At 69.0% G+C, this 16337-nt stretch carries 11 protein-coding genes and 1 tRNA gene; 7 read left to right on the forward strand and 5 right to left on the reverse strand.

The genetic code is table 11. The annotated features are described in order from the left end of the window. Positions 1 to 208 precede the first annotated feature (208 nt). A complete protein-coding gene (locus KY501_RS19320; RefSeq protein ID WP_224364665.1) occupies positions 209 to 1318 on the forward strand; it encodes a glycosyltransferase family 4 protein in 1110 nt (369 codons plus the stop codon). Positions 1319 to 1331: 13 nt separating this feature from the next. On the opposite strand, the gene KY501_RS19325 is transcribed toward KY501_RS19320, so the two are convergent. Then, complete coding sequence (locus KY501_RS19325) at positions 1332 to 2249, reverse strand: GDP-mannose 4,6-dehydratase (RefSeq protein ID WP_224364666.1); 918 nt, start codon at positions 2247 to 2249, stop codon at positions 1332 to 1334. Positions 2250 to 2450: 201 nt separating this feature from the next. Between KY501_RS19325 and KY501_RS19330 the strand changes: the two genes are divergently transcribed. From KY501_RS19330 to KY501_RS19340, 3 genes are all read left to right on the forward strand, one after another. Then, positions 2451 to 3749 (forward strand): myxosortase-dependent phytase-like phosphatase, encoded by a 1299-nt coding sequence (locus KY501_RS19330; RefSeq protein ID WP_224364667.1) that lies wholly within the window; start codon positions 2451 to 2453, stop codon positions 3747 to 3749. 45 nt (positions 3750 to 3794) lie between these two features. Beyond that, positions 3795 to 5615 (forward strand): bifunctional metallophosphatase/5'-nucleotidase, encoded by a 1821-nt coding sequence (locus KY501_RS19335; RefSeq protein ID WP_224364669.1) that lies wholly within the window; start codon positions 3795 to 3797, stop codon positions 5613 to 5615. A 225-nt stretch (positions 5616 to 5840) separates the two neighbouring features. Continuing rightward, positions 5841 to 6323, forward strand: coding sequence for a hypothetical protein (locus KY501_RS19340; RefSeq protein ID WP_224364670.1), 483 nt, complete (start codon positions 5841 to 5843; stop codon positions 6321 to 6323). A gap of 104 nt (positions 6324 to 6427) precedes the next feature. Here KY501_RS19340 and KY501_RS19345 read toward each other — a convergent pair whose 3' ends face one another. The 4 genes from KY501_RS19345 to KY501_RS19360 form a co-directional block, all read right to left on the reverse strand. After that, positions 6428 to 9205, reverse strand: coding sequence for an Hsp70 family protein (locus tag KY501_RS19345; RefSeq protein WP_224364671.1), 2778 nt, complete (start codon positions 9203 to 9205; stop codon positions 6428 to 6430). Positions 9206 to 9229: 24 nt separating this feature from the next. Continuing rightward, positions 9230 to 11083, reverse strand: coding sequence for an Hsp70 family protein (locus tag KY501_RS19350; RefSeq protein WP_224364672.1), 1854 nt, complete (start codon positions 11081 to 11083; stop codon positions 9230 to 9232). A 25-nt stretch (positions 11084 to 11108) separates the two neighbouring features. Beyond that, the gene (locus KY501_RS19355; protein ID WP_224364673.1) at positions 11109 to 11702 is read right to left on the reverse strand and encodes a DUF2760 domain-containing protein; all 594 of its coding nucleotides are present in this window, start codon (positions 11700 to 11702) and stop codon (positions 11109 to 11111) included. Between the two features lie 95 nt (positions 11703 to 11797). Next, positions 11798 to 11873 (reverse strand) — tRNA-Ala (locus KY501_RS19360). A gap of 185 nt (positions 11874 to 12058) precedes the next feature. On the opposite strand from KY501_RS19360, the gene KY501_RS19365 reads away from it, so the two are divergent. From KY501_RS19365 to KY501_RS19375, 3 genes are all read left to right on the forward strand, one after another. After that, entirely contained in the window at positions 12059 to 14431 is a 2373-nt protein-coding gene (locus KY501_RS19365) for a tetratricopeptide repeat protein (protein WP_224364674.1), read from the forward strand. A 157-nt stretch (positions 14432 to 14588) separates the two neighbouring features. Then, positions 14589 to 15473 (forward strand): heme o synthase, encoded by an 885-nt coding sequence (cyoE, locus tag KY501_RS19370; protein ID WP_224364722.1) that lies wholly within the window; start codon positions 14589 to 14591, stop codon positions 15471 to 15473. A gap of 63 nt (positions 15474 to 15536) precedes the next feature. After that, positions 15537 to 16331: a carboxypeptidase regulatory-like domain-containing protein gene (locus KY501_RS19375; RefSeq protein ID WP_224364675.1), complete on the forward strand. Its 795-nt coding sequence runs from the start codon at positions 15537 to 15539 to the stop codon at positions 16329 to 16331. Positions 16332 to 16337 lie beyond the last annotated feature (6 nt).

A 16337-nucleotide genomic window follows, 5' to 3' on the forward strand; every position in this document is an offset into this window, starting at 1 on the left:
GCGCTCATGGCGGTCTCACTGGGGGCAGAAGGTCTACAACCGGGTTCCGCCGAGTGGAAATTGCGGCTGCTCGACCGCACCTATGGCGCCGAGATCTCACCCGCCGTGCGCCAGCGCTTGATTGAGCGTTGGCGCTCCAGTGCACTCCATCCGAGCGGTGCAGCTACGCGCCCAGCAGGGGCCTGACGCCCGTGGTATGAGGCGCCCCGTGTCCATCGGCCCCATCGCTTTCGACGCGACCCTCTGGGACGAGCCCACCACGGGGATTGGCCTGTATACCCGCTGTCTGGCCTCGGCTCTGGAAGGGGAGGGTGTCCACCTGGAGCGCTTCGGCGCTCGGGTCTCGGGCGAGCACCCGCGAGGACGGATGGGCCGCACAGGTTATGCGCTGGCCCGCCTGCCGAGGGACCTCAGAGGCTCTCAGGCTCGGCTCTTCCACGCGCTCGGCAACTTCAACCTCCCGCTCACGCATCTCCCCGGCAAGGCGTACGTCCTCACCGTGCATGATCTCATCCCGTTGACCATGCGGGAGACAGTGTCCACGGCGTTCCGGTGGCAGTTCCGCCTGTGGCTGGCGCGCAGCTTGATGCTCGCGGACCGGGTGCTCTGCGTCAGTGCGCACACGCGGAACGAATTGCTGGCGCGGTTTCCCGAGGCCGCCGGGCGCACGGAGGTGGTGCACAACGGCGTGGACCATGTAGATGCCGAGCGCTTGGATCTGACCGGCGAGGCCTTCGTGCGAGCCCTGGCACTGCCCAAGGACTTCGTGCTGTACGCAGGCTCGCTCGATGTGCGGAAGAACGTGGGGCTTGTGCTGGACGCCTTGGAACGCTTGCGAGCCCGAGGGCGGACGGCGTCGCTCGTGCTGGCGGGGCAGAGCTGGTTTGGCTCCGGAGCAGTGGAGACCCGCGTGGGGCGGATGCGTGCCGAGGGCTTCGACATCCGCCCGCTGGGGTACCAGTCCGCCTCCGTGTTCTACGAACTGATGCGGCGCGCGGCCGTGTTCGTCTTCCCGTCGCGAGGCGAGGGGTTCGGGTTGCCACCGCTGGAGGCCATGCGGCTGGGGACCGCCACCATCGTCTCCAACGTGAGTTCACTGCCCGAGGTATGCGGAGACGCGGCACCTGCCGTGGGGCCGGATGATGCGGAGGGGTTGGCGGAGATCATCGACCGGCTGCTGCGCTCACCCGAGGAGCGGCGCAACTGGGCGGAGAAGGGCAAGCGCCAGGCCGAGGCCTTCACCTGGAAGCGCGCCGCGGAGAAGACTCTCGCCGCGTATGAGGCGGCATTGGCTGGGCCCGTTGGCAGCAGGAAGTGACAGCCTTCCTGCTTCACTTCGTGCCCAGGCTGAGCACCTCACGCAGTGCCGCCGTCACCGTGTGCTTCGGCTCCCAGCCCAGGGCGCGCAGCTTGTCCGGCACTCCGACCTGACTCGGGTTGTCCGTGGGCCGCAGCCGCGCCGGATCCAGCTCGATGCGTACCGACAGCCCCGAGAGCACCAGCATCTCCTCCAGCACCGACCGGATGGTCCGGCCCGTGCCGCTGCAGACGTTGTACGCCTGCCCCGCCACCCCGGACGTCAGCAACAGCCGATAGGCGGCCGCCACATCCTGGACATGCGAGAAGTCGCGGATCGCCTCCAGATTTCCCGTGCGCAGCACCGCGCCCGCCGTGCCCTTCCGGATGGCTCGCAGTTGCGCCGCGAAGGAGGGCACCGCGAAGGTCGGATCCTGCCCCGCTCCCACATGGTTGAAGGGCCGCGCCACCACCACCGAGAGCCCATAATTCCGGTGGAACTGCAGGCCCGCCATCTCCGCCGCCATCTTCGAGGTGGCATACGGATTCAGCGGGAAGAGCGGCTCGGCCTCCGTGGCGCGCATCCCCTCGGGCATCGGGCCGTATACCTCTCCCGAGCTGATCAGCAGCACGCGGGCCTCCGAGGCACTCTCGCGCACCGCCGTCAGCAGGTTCACCGTCCCCAGCGCGTTCACCGCGAAGACTCGAGCCGGGTTGCCATGGCTGCGCGCCACCGAGGCGAACCCCGCAAGGTGGATGACCCCCTCCGGGCGAGCCCTCTCCACCGCCGCACGCACCGCCGCCTCGTCCGCGATGTCGAAGTTCAACGCATCGCTGTTCACGCCCTCGGCGCGGGGCCCGTGTGCCTCCACCACCTCATCACCCGCCGCACGCAGCAGCGCGCACAGGTGCCGCCCCGCGAACCCATCCGCTCCCGTGACGAGGATGCGCATCTACCACCCCCCCGCCGTGCGGCTGCTGCCGTCCTGTTCCCTGGGGCCGATGGTGAGCGAGCGTGAGGTGTTCATGGTGTTCCCTGGACGAAAGGCGCGCGGTTGTACCCGACGCTCTGCCTTGCGCCAACCCTTGGTGTCGACGATTCCTTGCGCCCCTCGGTAGGGGTGGCTACGTAGGGTCGACCCCTGGAGGCCCTCATGCGCGTACACATTCCTCTCTTTCTGTTCGCGGTCATGGCCGGGTTGCCCGCCGCGGCCCAGCCCGTTGCTGTCCAGCCTCTCGTCGAGACCCGAACTGTGGCTCGGGGAGGCAGTTCCTCCCAGGACGTCGCCCTTTGGGTCAACCCCAACACCCTGCTCGATGGAGGGGCGATCGATGGGGGCCCGATCGATGGAGGCCAGGGCCTGGTCGTCGTGGCGGACTCCGTCGTCGGACTCATCTCCTTCCGGTTGGATGGGAGCGAGAATCAGGCCCTGTTGTCGGACGGCGTGGCCTACGGCGTGGACGTGCGTGACAGCTTCTCCGTGCTCGGTGGCTCCGCGCCTCTCGTCGTGGCGGTCAATGGCTCCCTCCAGGCCCTGACCGCTTACATCGTGGATCCGGTCACGCTCCAACTGCGCCGCGTGGACACAGGGACACTGACCGTCCAGAACTTCTCCCCGCGGACGGTGACGCTGTACCGGAGCGCGGCGACTGGCACGCTCTACGCCTTCACGGCCGACTCCGCGGGCAGCATGCAGCAACTCGAACTGCGTCCCGTGGACGGCGGAGTCCAGTCCTTCCCCGTGCGAAACTTCCCCGTCGGAGGGCCCGTCGCGGGTGCTGTCGCGGACGATGCGCAGGGCTACCTCTTCGTCGCCGAGCAGAACGCGGGCATCTGGCGCTACTCCGCCGAGCCCGATGCGGGCACTGCTCGCACCAGCGTCGCGACCGCCACGGATCCGCTCACGACACCGCTCGGAGGGCTGGGGCTCTATCCGCTCCCCGGCAACAAGGGCTACCTCCTGGCCGCGAGCGCGGGTGGGGACCAGGTCGTCGTCTACGAGCGCCAGCCGCCCCATCGGACCGTGGGGGCCTTCACCGTCGTCCAGGATGGCGGCATCGACGCCGTGACGGGCCCGACCACGGTGGAGGCCACCTCCAGGGCGCTGGGGCCGAGTTTCCCCGCCGGGCTCGTGGCCGTGCATGACGCGATCAACGATCCCATCCAGAATGACAAGCTCGTCTCCTGGACCTCCGTGGCCAATGCGTTCTCCCCTCCGCTCCAGTCTTCGACGGATGCAGGCGCGGACGGTGGAACCTCCGATGGTGGCACCTCTGACGGGGGAACCACCGATGGAGGGAAGGATGGAGGCCAGCCCAGCGGGCCTGGGGGCCCGGGGACGACGTACACGCCCGATGACAGCGGGTGTGGCTGCTCCACGGCCTCGGTGCCTGGCGCCCTCCTCTTCGTGATGGTGGGCTTCATGCTGCTGAGCCGGCGGCGCCGGAGCTGAAGCCGGTTGCCTCCAGGCGGGCTCCGCGCTGAAGTGCCCGCCCTCATGCTCCGACTCCGACTCGCCCTCGTGCTGGTGGCCCTCGCGGCCACCGCGTGCCGCAGCGCTCCGCAGCCCGCGGAATCCTCCACTGCCTCGAGCGCTCCGCCGGTGGCCGCCGCTCCCGCCGAGCCCATCCGGCTCACGATTGTCGGCACCAATGATCTGCATGGTTGGATCGCGCCCCTGCGCACCTCGCTCAAGAACGGGGTGGAGGTTCAGGAGGGGGGCGCTGCCACCCTCGCGGGCTATGTCGCCCGGCTGCGTGCCGACAACCCGAACGGCGTGCTGTGGCTCGACGGTGGAGACCTCTTCCAGGGAACGCTTGCGTCCAATCTCTCCGAGGGCGCCGTTGTGGTCGACGTGTACAACCGGCTCGGAGTCACGGCCGCGGCCGTGGGCAACCACGAGTTCGACTATGGCCCTGTGGGCCCCTCCCCGGTGCCCGCGAAGCCCGGAGATGATCCACTGGGCGCGCTCAAGGCCCGTATCCAACAGGCCCGCTTCCCCATCCTGTCCGCCAACATCCGCGAGGCTGCCAGTGGCCAGCGTCCGGCGTGGCTCGGCAATGACGGCACGCTCCTCGTCGCCGTCCACGGCGTGCAGGTGGGCATCGTCGGGCTCTCCACTCCGTCCACGCCGACGACCACCAACCCCACCAACGTCGCCTCCCTGCGCTTCGAGCCGCTGGCTCCCGCCGCCATCGAGGCCGCGAAGAGCCTGCGCGAGCGGGGTGCAGAGATCGTCCTCGGCGTGATGCACGCGGGCGGCAGGTGCCCGAACCTGGCGAACCCGAGGGACCTGTCCAGCTGTGACATGAAGGATGGGGAGATCTACTCCGCCCTGGACGCGTTGCCCCCGGGCACGCTGGACGCGGTGATTGCCGGGCACACCCACCAGGCCATGGGCCACTTCCTCCACGACGTGCCCGTCATCGAGACCTACGGACTGGGGCGCTCGTTCGGTTACATCGAGATCTTCGTGGATCCGACGAGCCACAAGGTGTTGCCCGATCGCACCCTCATCCACGCGGGCATTCCCGTCTGCGCCCAGGTGGATGCGACCAGTGGCACGTGTGACGCTCGCAAGCTGAAGGACCAGGCGGAGGTGCGGCTCGTGCCCGCGACCTTCCTCGGTGCCCCGGTGGTTCCGGACGCCGACATCCAGACGCTCATCGCCCCGGCGCTCGCTCGAGTGGAGCAGGAGCAGCACCGCGAGCTGGGCGTCTCCGTTCCGGTGGCCCTCAAGCGCGACTACGCGAACGAGAGCGTGCTCGGGGACTTCATCGCGGACTCGCTGCGGGAGGCGGCTCGCGCGGACGCGGCGCTGGTGAACCCGGGAGGGCTGCGCGCGGACATTGACGCGGGTCCGCTCACCTTTGGCGATGTCTACGAGGTGCTTCCCTTCGACAACACCGTGGCCATTGTCACCCTGTCGGGCGAGGAGCTGAAGCGTCTGCTCCAGACGGCCTACGGCGCGAAGAAGGGCATCTTCCTGGTTTCGGGGGTCAAGGTGACGCTCGCCCGGTGCCCCGGGCCGGAGCGCTTCCAGGGCGTCACGCTGGCCAATGGCCGGCCGTTGGAGCCTGCAAAGCTCTACCGCCTGGCCATGCCGGACTTCCTGGCACGGGGTGGGGATGGGCTGGCCCCGGCCCTCGACAAACTCCCCCCCGGCCGCATTGATCTCGGTCTGAGCCGTCCGGGGACCTTCCGGGATGAGCTGATTGCATACTGGCAGGGCCGCAAGGCGTCGCTCACCGCCCCCTCCCTGGGACGTATCGTCTACGTGGACAGTGCGGGCGAGTGCCCCCCGGCCCCAACCCCCTGAGGACAGCACTCCCTGGGAGGTAGGGCCCCTGGAGGGCGCGGGGAGGGGGACGCCCGCAAGTCGGCGAGATCTCAGTGGAATCGCCCCAGGGGCCGATTTTTCGGCCTGGGAGCAGTTTCCAAAACCCGATTTCCTTCTTACTCTAGGGCATGCCGTGCTCGGTCGGAGGGTTCTGTCCGAGCCTGGGAGACCAGGGCACGGTCAGGTCGTTCGGGAGGGATGGACATGCTTTACAAGGTGACCCCGATGATGGCGCCTCCAGCGCCTGAGAAGGTCAAGGCGCGCGAGCCGGGTCAGCCGCGCAAGAAGCGCAAGTCGGCGGTCTATGATGCGGACGGGCACGAGGTGCTCATCTCGCTGATGTGCCTGAAGTGCCGCACGCTCAAGCCGCTGGCGCAGTTCGGTCTGCGCAAGATGGCGGATGGAGCCATTCGGAACCAGCCATGGTGCCGGACGTGCCGCTCGGGCGCCGGGACGAAGAAGCCCAAGGGCAAGGCCGCCGAGGCCACGGCGGAGGCTGTCGAGTCCGCCGAGGCTCCCGCTTCCGCGACTGAGGAGACGGCTGCCGCGCTCCAGGTCATGGCTGCCGAGGCCGAGCTTCCGGAGTCCGCCGTCGCCGATGCCGCGCTGGCGGATGATGCGCTCGCCGAAGCTGTGGCCGAGGAAGAGCCGAAGGCCGAGCCCGCTCCCGCCCCCACCGAGGGCTGAGCGCTCACGAGCCCGGATTCCCTCTGAGGTGAGAGTTCGCTCTCCCCTGCGGGGAGGGATCTACCCGAGAGGGCACCCCCTGCGGCGCGGAGCCGCCGGGGTGTTCACATCGAGAGCCGGAGGCCTGCCGGGAGCGTGTCTCCGAGTGCGCGGGCCTCATCGGCGGCTTCCAGCGCGAGCACTTCGTTCACCATGCGCACCCAGGTTTCGGCGGCCTTCGCCGCGACGAGCGCCTGGGCCGTGCGAGCCCTGATCGCGGGATCGATGTCGCGCGTCCGGTCGCCGGTGAGCCGTGCGAGCTGAGCCGCCGCGAAGGGCGCTCCGTCGATCTTGCGCAGGTCCAGCTCCAGCAACAGCGTGAGCCAGGCCTCAGCGGTGGCGATGTCGACGACCTTGTGGCTGCTGCCATAGAGGGGAACACGAGCGCCGAGCCGGCCGAGCGACCAGGCCCAGGGCCCACCGGACTTCGCCTCGGCGCGGAGCCGGGAGGCCACCCAGCCGCCCAGCTTCGCCTTCTCGGCGGCGGGCAGGTGCTCCAGCGAGGCGGCCGCGCGCACCATCTCCTCCAGGCCCTCGGGTTGGATGCCCTTGAGCTTGCCGGCGGGCGGGGCATCCGGAGGAACGCGGCGGGCCAGATGGGGCTCGAGATAGGTCCAGAGCTTGGCCTGCTGCGCTTCGGTGAGGCCGCCGGAGATGCGCCGCCACATGACCCAGAACTCGATCCACACCGCCTTGTCCGTGTGGAACTGCACGAGTTGATCGAAGAGACCGAACGTCTGCTCCGCGCGCCAGTGATCCAGCGGGTAGCCGAAACCGGGGCGGAGCGTGTAGCCGGCGAGGCTGTAGAAGACGCGCTCATGATCCGGCGAGCGGCGGCGCTTGCTGGCACCCGCGAACAGGGAGCTCCACAGCTCGCGCAGCACGGGCACGCGCCACGTCTCGCGCGGGCCGAGCACCTTTTCGAGCGTCTTCGACAGCTGCTTCACGTCCTTGGGGCCGATGGGCAGCGGCTTGTTGCCGTAGACGCGCTCGACGTTCTCCTTCGCTTCGGCGAAGCGCGCGGGCATGGACTCGGTGACGGTGATGTCCTGGCCCGAGCCCGAGCCGCGGAGTTCGAACTCGAGGCGCCAGCGCTCGTCCGCGACGTTGGAGACGCAGAACAGCTCCAGGGTGCCGATCTCCGTGAGCGCGGCGTGGAGGTGCACGGGGACTTCCGCCGTCTTCCCCGATGCTCCCTTGAGGAGCGTGTGGATGGGGGGCAGCGGCTTGAGGTCCTCGGCGAGCGGGACGATGTCTCCCGGCTTGTCGATGCGGTCGCTCGTGGTCGAGTACAGGGTGAACTGCACCGGGCGCCCGAGCGTGAGGGTGAAGGGGCGTTCGCCCAGGTCTACCGATTGGCCCTCCTCGAAGCCGCGGGGGATGAGGCAGAGGACAGGCTGATCGCCGCTGTCCGCGGGGCGCTCCAGGCCCACGTAGTAGGCGCGTGCCGCGCCGCCGCCGATGCGCAGGCCGTGCCCGCGCCGGACCAGTCCGTAGTAGGCGGCCCCGCGAGCCACGGCCTTCTCGAGCGAGTCATGGCGCAGCAGGGGGATGCGCGGCGTGCCCGGCCACCACGCGGAGATCGCGTCCACCAGCCGCTCGGAGATGCGGGGCGAGTTGAAGACGCCTCCATTGAGGAGGATGGCGTCGGGGCGGGGGAGGGCGCCCTCGGAGGGGGGAGTCTCCCCGAGCGCCGCGAAGCCGGCTGCCGCGTGCTGTCCGAGGAAGGCGGCCAGGTGGCGAGTCACCGCTGCATCCTGGGCATAGGGCAGGCCCAGCTCCTGGAGGGCCATGCGCGCCGCGCGACGAGGCCTGTCCGCCGGGCCGGAAGTGGGGAAGAAGCCGTCAAGCACCAGTCCTTCGGCCTCTGCGCGCGTCAGCTCTGTGGACAGCGCGCCGCCAAGGAGTCGGCTGCCCTCGGATACGAGAGAAATGCCGTAGCGCTCCGGAGGGTTGGGACCGAGCAGGGCCTCCTTCGCGGTGCGGGCGGCCTGGATGGCCTGGGTCCACTGGGTAGCGGACAGGCGGCGGCCATCGGAGAAGAGCTTCTCCTCGACCCGGCGGGCGAGGGCGGCGTCCATGTTGTCGCCACCGAGCATGAGGTGCTCGCCCACTGCGAGCCGCCGCAGCATGGGGCCTTCCGGCGAGACGCCCGCGTGGACGAGGGTGAAGTCCGTGGTGCCGCCGCCCACGTCCACCACGAGCACCAGCCGCACGTTGGCCAGCACCTTGGCGAGGTCCGTGCGGTGGCGCGCGGTGTAGTCGTAGAAGGCCGCCTGGGGTTCCTCGACAAGGGTGAACTTCTCCAGGCCCGCCTTGCGCGCCGCGCTCACGGTGAGGGCGCGTGCCGCCTCATCAAAGGAGGCGGGGACAGTGATGACGACCTCCTGCTGGGCGAGAGGGGCCTCCGGGTGAGCGAAGTCCCACGCTCGAGCCATATGCGAGAGCAACAGGGCGCTGGCCTCGACAGGGGAGACCTTGGCCACATCCGCGGGAGCGCCCCACGGAAGGATGGGAGCAGAGCGATCGACTCCCGGATGGCACAGCCAGCTCTTCGCGGAGGCGACGAGACGGCCGGGAACTCGCGCGCCCTGCCACCGGGCGAATTCGCCCACCACGTTGGGGCCCGCATCGCCCCAGGGGAGCTTCAGCGATTCGCCGGCCAGCTCGTGGCCCGCGGGGACATAGATGCACGAGGGCAGCAGCGAGCGTGGAGCCACCTCCCCCTGCCGGACGAGCTGGGGGATGGGAAAGTCCTCGATGGGGGCACTCGGACCCCGCGCGGGGTCGATGGATGCGACCGCGCAGTGGGTGGTGCCCAGATCGATTCCGATGATGCGCATAAACCTCCCGTACCGCGGCGCTTCTTACTCCTTCATGCGCACGTTGAGCTCCAGCTTCCAGCGGCCCGAGCCGTTCTTCTCCAGGCACCGCAACTCCAGGGTGCCCACCTCGGTGACCGCTGCCTGGAGGTTCACGGGCGTCAGGTCTCCATACGGCTGCGGCTGGCCCGGCAGCGTCGTCTCGATGGGGGCCAGCTCCTCCAGATCCTCCCGGCCGGCCACGTCATCGATCATGGCGCCCACCTTGTCATCGCGGCGGACCGACGAGGCGAAGAACCGGAACTGGGTGGGCTCGCCCGTGACGAGGCCGAACTCCTGTGGAGGAACGTCGGCCTGTGTGCCTTCCTCCATGCCGAAGGGAGCCACGCACAGCGCCTTCACCGGAGGCTCCATGCCAGGAACCGCCGGCATCGCCGTCTCCACGCCCACGTAGTACGCCCGAGCCGTGCCGCCGCGAATCCGCAGGCCGTGCCCCTGGCGCACCCATCCGTAGTACGCCGCGCCGCGCGCTACCGAGAGGTCCAGGTCCGCTCCTTCCAACTCCTTGGCCGGAGCGCCCCCGTCCGCGGTGAGCCAGCTGTTCAGCACCTCCATGACACGGGCCTTGAGTGGACCCGCCTTGAAGACGCCACCATTGAAGAGGACCGCCGTCGGGTGGAGGAAGGTCTTGCCGCCCACATCCACCGGAGCATCCGGCGAGGAAGCCAGTGCCTGGGCCTGCCGCGTGAGGAACGCAGCCAGGTGCCGCGTCACCCCGGCATCCTGCGCGTACGGCAGTGCCATCTGCGCCAGACCCGTGCGGCGCGCCGTGCGCGGCAACTCCGTCACCGGCGTGGCCGGGAAGAAGCCGTCCGTGAGCAGCTTGTCCAGCTCCTCTCGGGCCAGCTCCGTGCGCAGTGTGCTTCCAATCAGCGACGAACCCCGGCCCGGGATGGAGATGGGCGCCCGCGCCAGCTTCGGATCTCCGTACAGCGTCTCCTTCGCCTGCCGACACCCATAGGTCAGCGCGTTGAACTGCCACGCATCCAGCTTCTTGCCCTCGGCAGTCATCCGCTGGTTCAGCGTGTGCGCCAGCGCCAGGTCCATGTTGTCGCCGCCCAGCAGGATGTGGTCGCCCACCGCCACACGGACCAGCTCCACCTCGCCATCCCGCTCACGCACGGTGATGACCGAGAAGTCCGAGGTGCCACCGCCCACGTCCACCACCAGGATCACCTCGCCGGGCTTCATCTTCTTCCGGAAGCCCTCGCCCTGCGCCTCCAGCCACGAGTAGAGCGCGGCCTGCGGCTCCTCCAGCAGCGTCAGGTTCGGAATGCCCGCGGCCTGCGCCGCCTCCAGCGTCAGCTCGCGCGCCGCCGCATCAAAGGATGCGGGGACGGTGATGATCACGTCCTGCTGGGCCAGCGCATTGCCGGCCTCCTCACGCGTGCGCGCGAACGTGTGGTCCCACGCCTCGCGCATGTGGCGCAGGTAGCGCGCCGAGGCCTCCAGCGGAGACACCCGCTGCACCTCGGGCGGAGCCTGCCACGGCAGCATCGCCGAGCGCCGGTCCACTCCCGGGTGGCTCAGCCAGCTCTTCGCCGACGACACCAGCCGCGTGGGCACCTTCGCCCCGTGGGAGCGAGCAAACTCGCCCACCACCGTGGTGGCGTCCGGCTTCCACGGCAGCCCCAGGCTCCCGGCAGGGAACTCCTGCTCGCCGGCCAGATAGAGGAAGGAGGGCAGCAACGTGCGAGCCTCCAGCGTGCCCGGCGCCGTCAGCTGCGGAATGGGCAGCATGGACTGCGTCGAGCCCCGAGGCTTGCCGTCCTCCAGGTTGAAGTACGACACCGCGCAGTGCGTGGTGCCCAGATCGATGCCGATCGCGTAGCGGGCCATACTCGGCGTCAGCTCCTTGCCGAGCTCAGGGGAGCTCGACCTCAGCAGGGGCCAGCACGCGCGGATCCAGCGCCGGGCTGACCGTGGGGAACTTCACCTCCGTCGTCACCCAGCCGTGGTGCTTGAGCGAGCCCGTATAAGGAGGCTGCCCGGCCACGTTGCCGGTGAGGCGGATGCGCTGCGCATCGAAGCCGGCGGGCACGGGGACGCTCGCCCCCTCGGACTCCGGCAGGATGGGCTTCAGCGCCAGGTACTGCTGCACCACCTTCCGGCACCCCTCGTGGACGATGCGGGCCGCCGCCCCCACGTCCGCGTCCGGGAACCCCGCCACATTCTCCTGGAGGAAGTCGATGAGCCGGCCCTCCCGCTGCAGCATGGACAACAGCGCCAGCGCCGAGGCGTGTTCCCGCTCGGGAGGTAGGGCAGGGGGCGGCTCGGGCTTGGGCTCGGGTTTGGGCAGGGCCGGGGTGGCGGGACCCGCCCCCAGCGTGCCGGCGTCATAGGCCTGGCTCAGCGGGTGGACGGCCTGGGCAAAGGGCCCGGAGACCAGCACCCTCCAGAAGCAGAGGAACGCCAGCCACAAGCGGGCAAAGAACGAAAGTGATGGCTGCTCGGTCATCGGCCCCGGATAACAAAGCCCGGAGCCTTTGCAATTCGGTTGTGGCCAAAATGCAAAGGGCCTCACTGTCTCCAGTGAGGCCCTTCGTCACTTCTTGGTGGAGGTGACCGGGATCGAACCGGTGACCTTCGCATTGCGAACGCGACGCTCTCCCAACTGAGCTACACCCCCATACCACCCTGTAACCGCCTGCTTGCTGCTCAAAATCGATCAGTTTGGGCGCTGATCAAGTGGAACGGGCAGATACCGGACCCCTGTGAGGCTGTCAAGCGAGAGGTAGGAATCCTCCTTCTCCCATTTGACGCAGAGCATGGCGGGTGTCATAAAAACTCTCCTTCCCAGGCGCATCTTCCGGAATGTCTACCCTCCCCATGAAGACGTTGAGCCCGGCCGAGCTCGCGAAGCTGGAGCACTCGTTCGCCGCTGACCCGTCATCCGACGCTTACAAGCCGCTCGCCGAGGCATACCTCGGTATGGGCCGCTTCATGGAGGCGATGGTCGTCTGCAAGAAGGGCGTCAAGGCGCACCCGAATGCGGCCGACCCCCGCCTCCTGCTTGCGCGCGTCTACCTCCAGCAAGGTAAGGACAAGAAGGCCCTCGAGGAGGCGCTCGGCGCCCTCCAGGTCCAGCCCACCGATAAGTCGTCGCTGCGCATGGTGGGCATGCTGCAACTGAAGACCGGTGAGTCCGACCCCGGCAAGGCCAATCTCCTCAAGGCATGGGAGTCGGATCCGAACGACGCGGAGACGCTCACCCTGCTGCAGCAGTACAAGGTGGAGATGCCCAAGCCCGTGGCCCCGGTGGTCGTTGCGCCGGTGGCTCCGGTCGCCGCACCGGTGGCGGTTGCGCCCGTCGCGGCCGCACCTCAGGCGCCCGTTGCCGCGCCCCAGGCTGTCGCGGCCCCTGTCGCCACCGCGAGCCCCGCAGCCCGCGCCCCCGCGGCAGGTGCTCCGGTTCGTCCGATTCCCACGGGGACTCAGCCCGGTGCTGCCCGTCCCGCTCCCCGCCGCCCCGTCGTCGTCGAAGAGGTGGACGAGGATGATGACGACGAGGCCAGCTCGCGCCGCCGGCCCGCCAAGCAGAGCGGGTCGAGCAAGTTCATCACGCTCGGGCTCTTCGTCGTGGTGGTGTGCTCCACCATCGGCTACGCGTGGTACTCGAGCCACACCAAGAAGCTCAACCGCGAGTACAAGAAGCACCTGGACGCGGCTACCGAGCAGCTCAAGCACGACTCGTTCGCCTCCTATAAGAAGGCCTGCGAGGAGGCGGACCTGGCCCTCGAGGTCTACTCGGACGGCACCGCCGCTCACGGCTACCTGGCCTACGCCTGGGCCATCCGCTGGGGCGAGCACGGTGGCGGCGACGATGCGCGCCGCAAGGCCGAGGAGCACCTGGAGGCAGCCAAGAAGGGCAACGAGGTCAGCTCGCACCTGTATGCCGCCGAGGCCCTCATCAAGACGTACGGTGGCAAGGGCAAGGAGGCCCTGGGCGCGCTCGAGGAGCGCGTGAAGGCCTTTGACGCTCAGGGCAAGGCCAGCTCCCTGCTGTACCTGACGCTGGGCCTCATCCAGATGAACGCGGGCGACCTGGAGCACGCGCGCGACAGCCTGGACAAGGCGCACAACCTGGCCCCGGACGATCCGCGCATCTACGCCGGCCTGGGCGCCGTGTACCGCCGGCTCGGCCAGGACGGCACCGCCTTCCAGCAGTACGACTTCGCGCTGCGCTACGAGAAGGACCACCCCGAGTCCGTGCTCGGCAAGTCGCTGCTCATCCTCGACCAGGACAACCCCAGCTTCGATCTCTATGAGCTGGCGGCCAAGATGCTCAAGAAGCTGCTCGACACGGATCCGCCGCCGTCGCCTCGGCAGTTGGCCGCCGCGCAGGTGGCGCGCTCGCTGCTGATCAGCCGCGTCTCGCTGGCGATGGCCGACCAGAAGCCGGAGATCCAGACCAAGCTCTCCGAAGCCACGGGCGTGCCCACGGACAAGGAGAAGGCCCGCCAGCAGATGCAGAAGGCCGAGCAGGATGGCTTCGCGCTGGACAAGACCAACCCCGAGCTGAACCTCATCAAGGGCCGCCGGCTGATGATCGAGGGACAGCCCGACCAGGCCGTGACCGCCATTCGCGAGGCCATCAAGCTGGACAGCACCCGAGCCCAGTTCTACGTGGAGCTGGCCAAGGCGCTCATGGCCAAGCCGGGCGGCGAGAAGGAGGCCGCCGAGGCGCTGACCACCGCCCTCAAGACGATGGGCGACAGCCCCAAGCTGGTGGTGATGCTGGGCAACGCCTACCGCCGCCAGGGCAAGCTGGACGACGCCCTCACGCAGTATCAGCGCGCGGTGAAGGATCCGAAGGCCAAGAACCCCGAGGCGCGTCTGGCCATGGGCGCCATCTACCGGGAGCGCTCCGACTGGGACAAGGCCAAGGATCAGCTCGAGAAGGCCATCCAGGAGTTCATCGGTCAGCCGGACCGGGCCGCACTGGCGCTCACGGAGCTGGGCCGCGTGTACCAGGGCAAGGGTGACGCGACCAAGGCCGAGGAGTACTTCCAGAAGGCCATCGAATCGGATGGCAGCTACGGGCCGGCCTACTACTTCTACGCCACCATGCTCAGCAAGGACCGCAAGCAGACCGACAAGGTCCGGATGCTGGCGCAGGAGTACCTGAAGCTCGAGCCCAAGGGTGAGCACGCCCCCGAGTTGCAGCGCCTGGCGTCCGGTGGATAGCGCTGCCGGTATCTTCGACAAGCGGCGCTGATAGGCGCTGCTTGCCGCCGGGCCGGGATGGCTGTATGGGAGGGGGCGCTCGGGGAGGGGGTGTATGTCCCACCCGGGTTTCACCGCGCCGGCAGCAAGCCTGTCGAGCCCCACCCCTGGAGTCTGCGTGAGCGCGCGCGCCGTGTCCCTGTCCAACACCGCAAGTGACCTGGTGTCCCTCACCAAGCCGAGGCTCTCCAGCCTGGTGCTGGCGACCACGGCCGGAGGCGTATGGCTGGCGCCGGGTGAGCTGTCCGTGCCGAGAGCCCTGGTGACGATGCTGGCCACCGCTGGCACGGTGGCGGCCGCCAACACGCTCAACTGCTACATCGAGCGGCACAGCGACCGGTTCATGGCGCGCACGCGCAATCGGCCGTTGCCCTCGGGGCGCATGGAGCCGGGCGTGGCGCTGTGGTTCGGCCTGTCGCTGGCGGCCGTGTCGCTGCCCGCGCTGGCGCTGGGAGCCAACCTGCTCACCGCCGGCCTGGGCCTGCTGGCCTTCCTGAGCTACGTGCTGGTGTACACGCCGCTGAAGGCGCGCACGTCCGCGGCCATGTTGGTGGGCGCGGTGCCGGGAGCGCTGCCTCCGCTCATGGGGTGGACGGCTGTGACGGGACAGGTGGACAGCGGGGGCTTTGTCCTCTTCTCGATCCTCTTCCTGTGGCAAATCCCCCACTTTCTGGCCATCGCGCTGTTCCGCAAAGAGGAGTACGCGGCGGCGGGGCTCAAGTCCGTGCCGCTGGAGCGCGGGGACGAGTCCAGCCGGGCGCAGATCGTCCTCTACCTGGTGGCGCTCGTGCCGATGACGCTGCTGCCGTACCAGCTCCACATCGCCGGGGCTTGGTACCTGGTGGTGGCCGCGCTGCTCGGCCTGGGCTTCATGGCGCTGGGAGCGTGGGGTTTCTTCCGCCAGTTGGGGAAGCATTGGGCTCGACAGACGTTCTTCTTCTCGCTGCTCTACCTCACGGGCCTCTTCGCCGCGCTGATGCTCGACAGCGGTATGCATGTCTAGCAGGCCGCTGAAGGGCCGCTGCCGCCGAAGCCTGACCCCCTGTTCGACTAGGAGAGATCTCCCATGAAGCTGCGCACGTTCAGCCTCGCCATGCTGGGGGCCGCGGGATTGGTGATCCTGCCGGCCTGTAAGAAGGACGAGGCGCCGGCCGCGCCCACGACTCCCACCGCCGAGGCCAAGCCCACGACTCCCACCGCTGAGGCGAAGGCGCCTCCCGCTCCCGCTGGGAACAGCACCATCCACGGCGTGGTGAAGTTCACCGGCACCGCCCCGGCTCCGGCCGATATCGCCCCGAGCTCGGATCCGGCCTGCGAGGGCATGGCGACGAAGGATCAGCCGGTGATGGTGAAGGACGGCAAGCTGCAGAATGTGTTGGTGCGGGTGAAGGGCACCGTGGCGGGCGCCCCTGCCGCGAGCGCGTCCAGCCCGCCGGTCGTCGTCGACCAGCTGAAGTGCACCTACACCCCGCGAGTGCTGGGCGCTCAGGCCGGCCAGCCCATCCAGGTGAAGAACAGCGACCAGACGTTGCACAACGTCCGCGCCGTGGCGGGCACCAAGCCCATCTTCAACGTGGCGCAGCCGCCGTCCATGCCGCCGGTGACCAAGCCCGCGCCCTCCGAGGCAGAGATTGTCCAGCTCAAGTGCGACGTGCACCCGTGGATGAAGGCCTTCGTGGTCGTCAGCCAGCACCCATACTTCTCCACCACGGGCGAGGATGGCGCCTTCAACATCACCGGCCTGCCCGCGGGCACGTACACGATCGAGGCGTGGCATGAGACTCTCGGCACGAAGACGGCCGAGGTCACCGTGAAGGACGGAGAGACGGCGGAGACTTCGTTCGAGTTCACCGCAGGCTAGTTGCAC

The organism is Hyalangium versicolor (genome assembly GCF_020103695.1).
In the GTDB taxonomy this organism is placed as follows: domain Bacteria; phylum Myxococcota; class Myxococcia; order Myxococcales; family Myxococcaceae; genus Hyalangium; species Hyalangium versicolor.

Bases quoted from the DNA above. Each gene is read 5' to 3' on its own strand.
- KY501_RS19330 (WP_224364667.1), top strand. From the start codon at position 2,451: ATGCGCGTACACATTCCTCTCTTTCTGTTCGCGGTCATGGCCGGGTTG.
- KY501_RS19335 (WP_224364669.1), top strand. From the start codon at position 3,795: ATGCTCCGACTCCGACTCGCCCTCGTGCTGGTGGCCCTCGCGGCCACC.
- KY501_RS19325 (WP_224364666.1), bottom strand. From the start codon at position 2,249: ATGCGCATCCTCGTCACGGGAGCGGATGGGTTCGCGGGGCGGCACCTG.
- KY501_RS19375 (WP_224364675.1), top strand. From the start codon at position 15,537: ATGAAGCTGCGCACGTTCAGCCTCGCCATGCTGGGGGCCGCGGGATTG.
- KY501_RS19355 (WP_224364673.1), bottom strand. From the start codon at position 11,702: ATGACCGAGCAGCCATCACTTTCGTTCTTTGCCCGCTTGTGGCTGGCG.
- KY501_RS19350 (WP_224364672.1), bottom strand. From the start codon at position 11,083: ATGGCCCGCTACGCGATCGGCATCGATCTGGGCACCACGCACTGCGCG.
- KY501_RS19340 (WP_224364670.1), top strand. From the start codon at position 5,841: ATGCTTTACAAGGTGACCCCGATGATGGCGCCTCCAGCGCCTGAGAAG.
- KY501_RS19365 (WP_224364674.1), top strand. From the start codon at position 12,059: ATGTCTACCCTCCCCATGAAGACGTTGAGCCCGGCCGAGCTCGCGAAG.
- KY501_RS19345 (WP_224364671.1), bottom strand. From the start codon at position 9,205: ATGCGCATCATCGGAATCGATCTGGGCACCACCCACTGCGCGGTCGCA.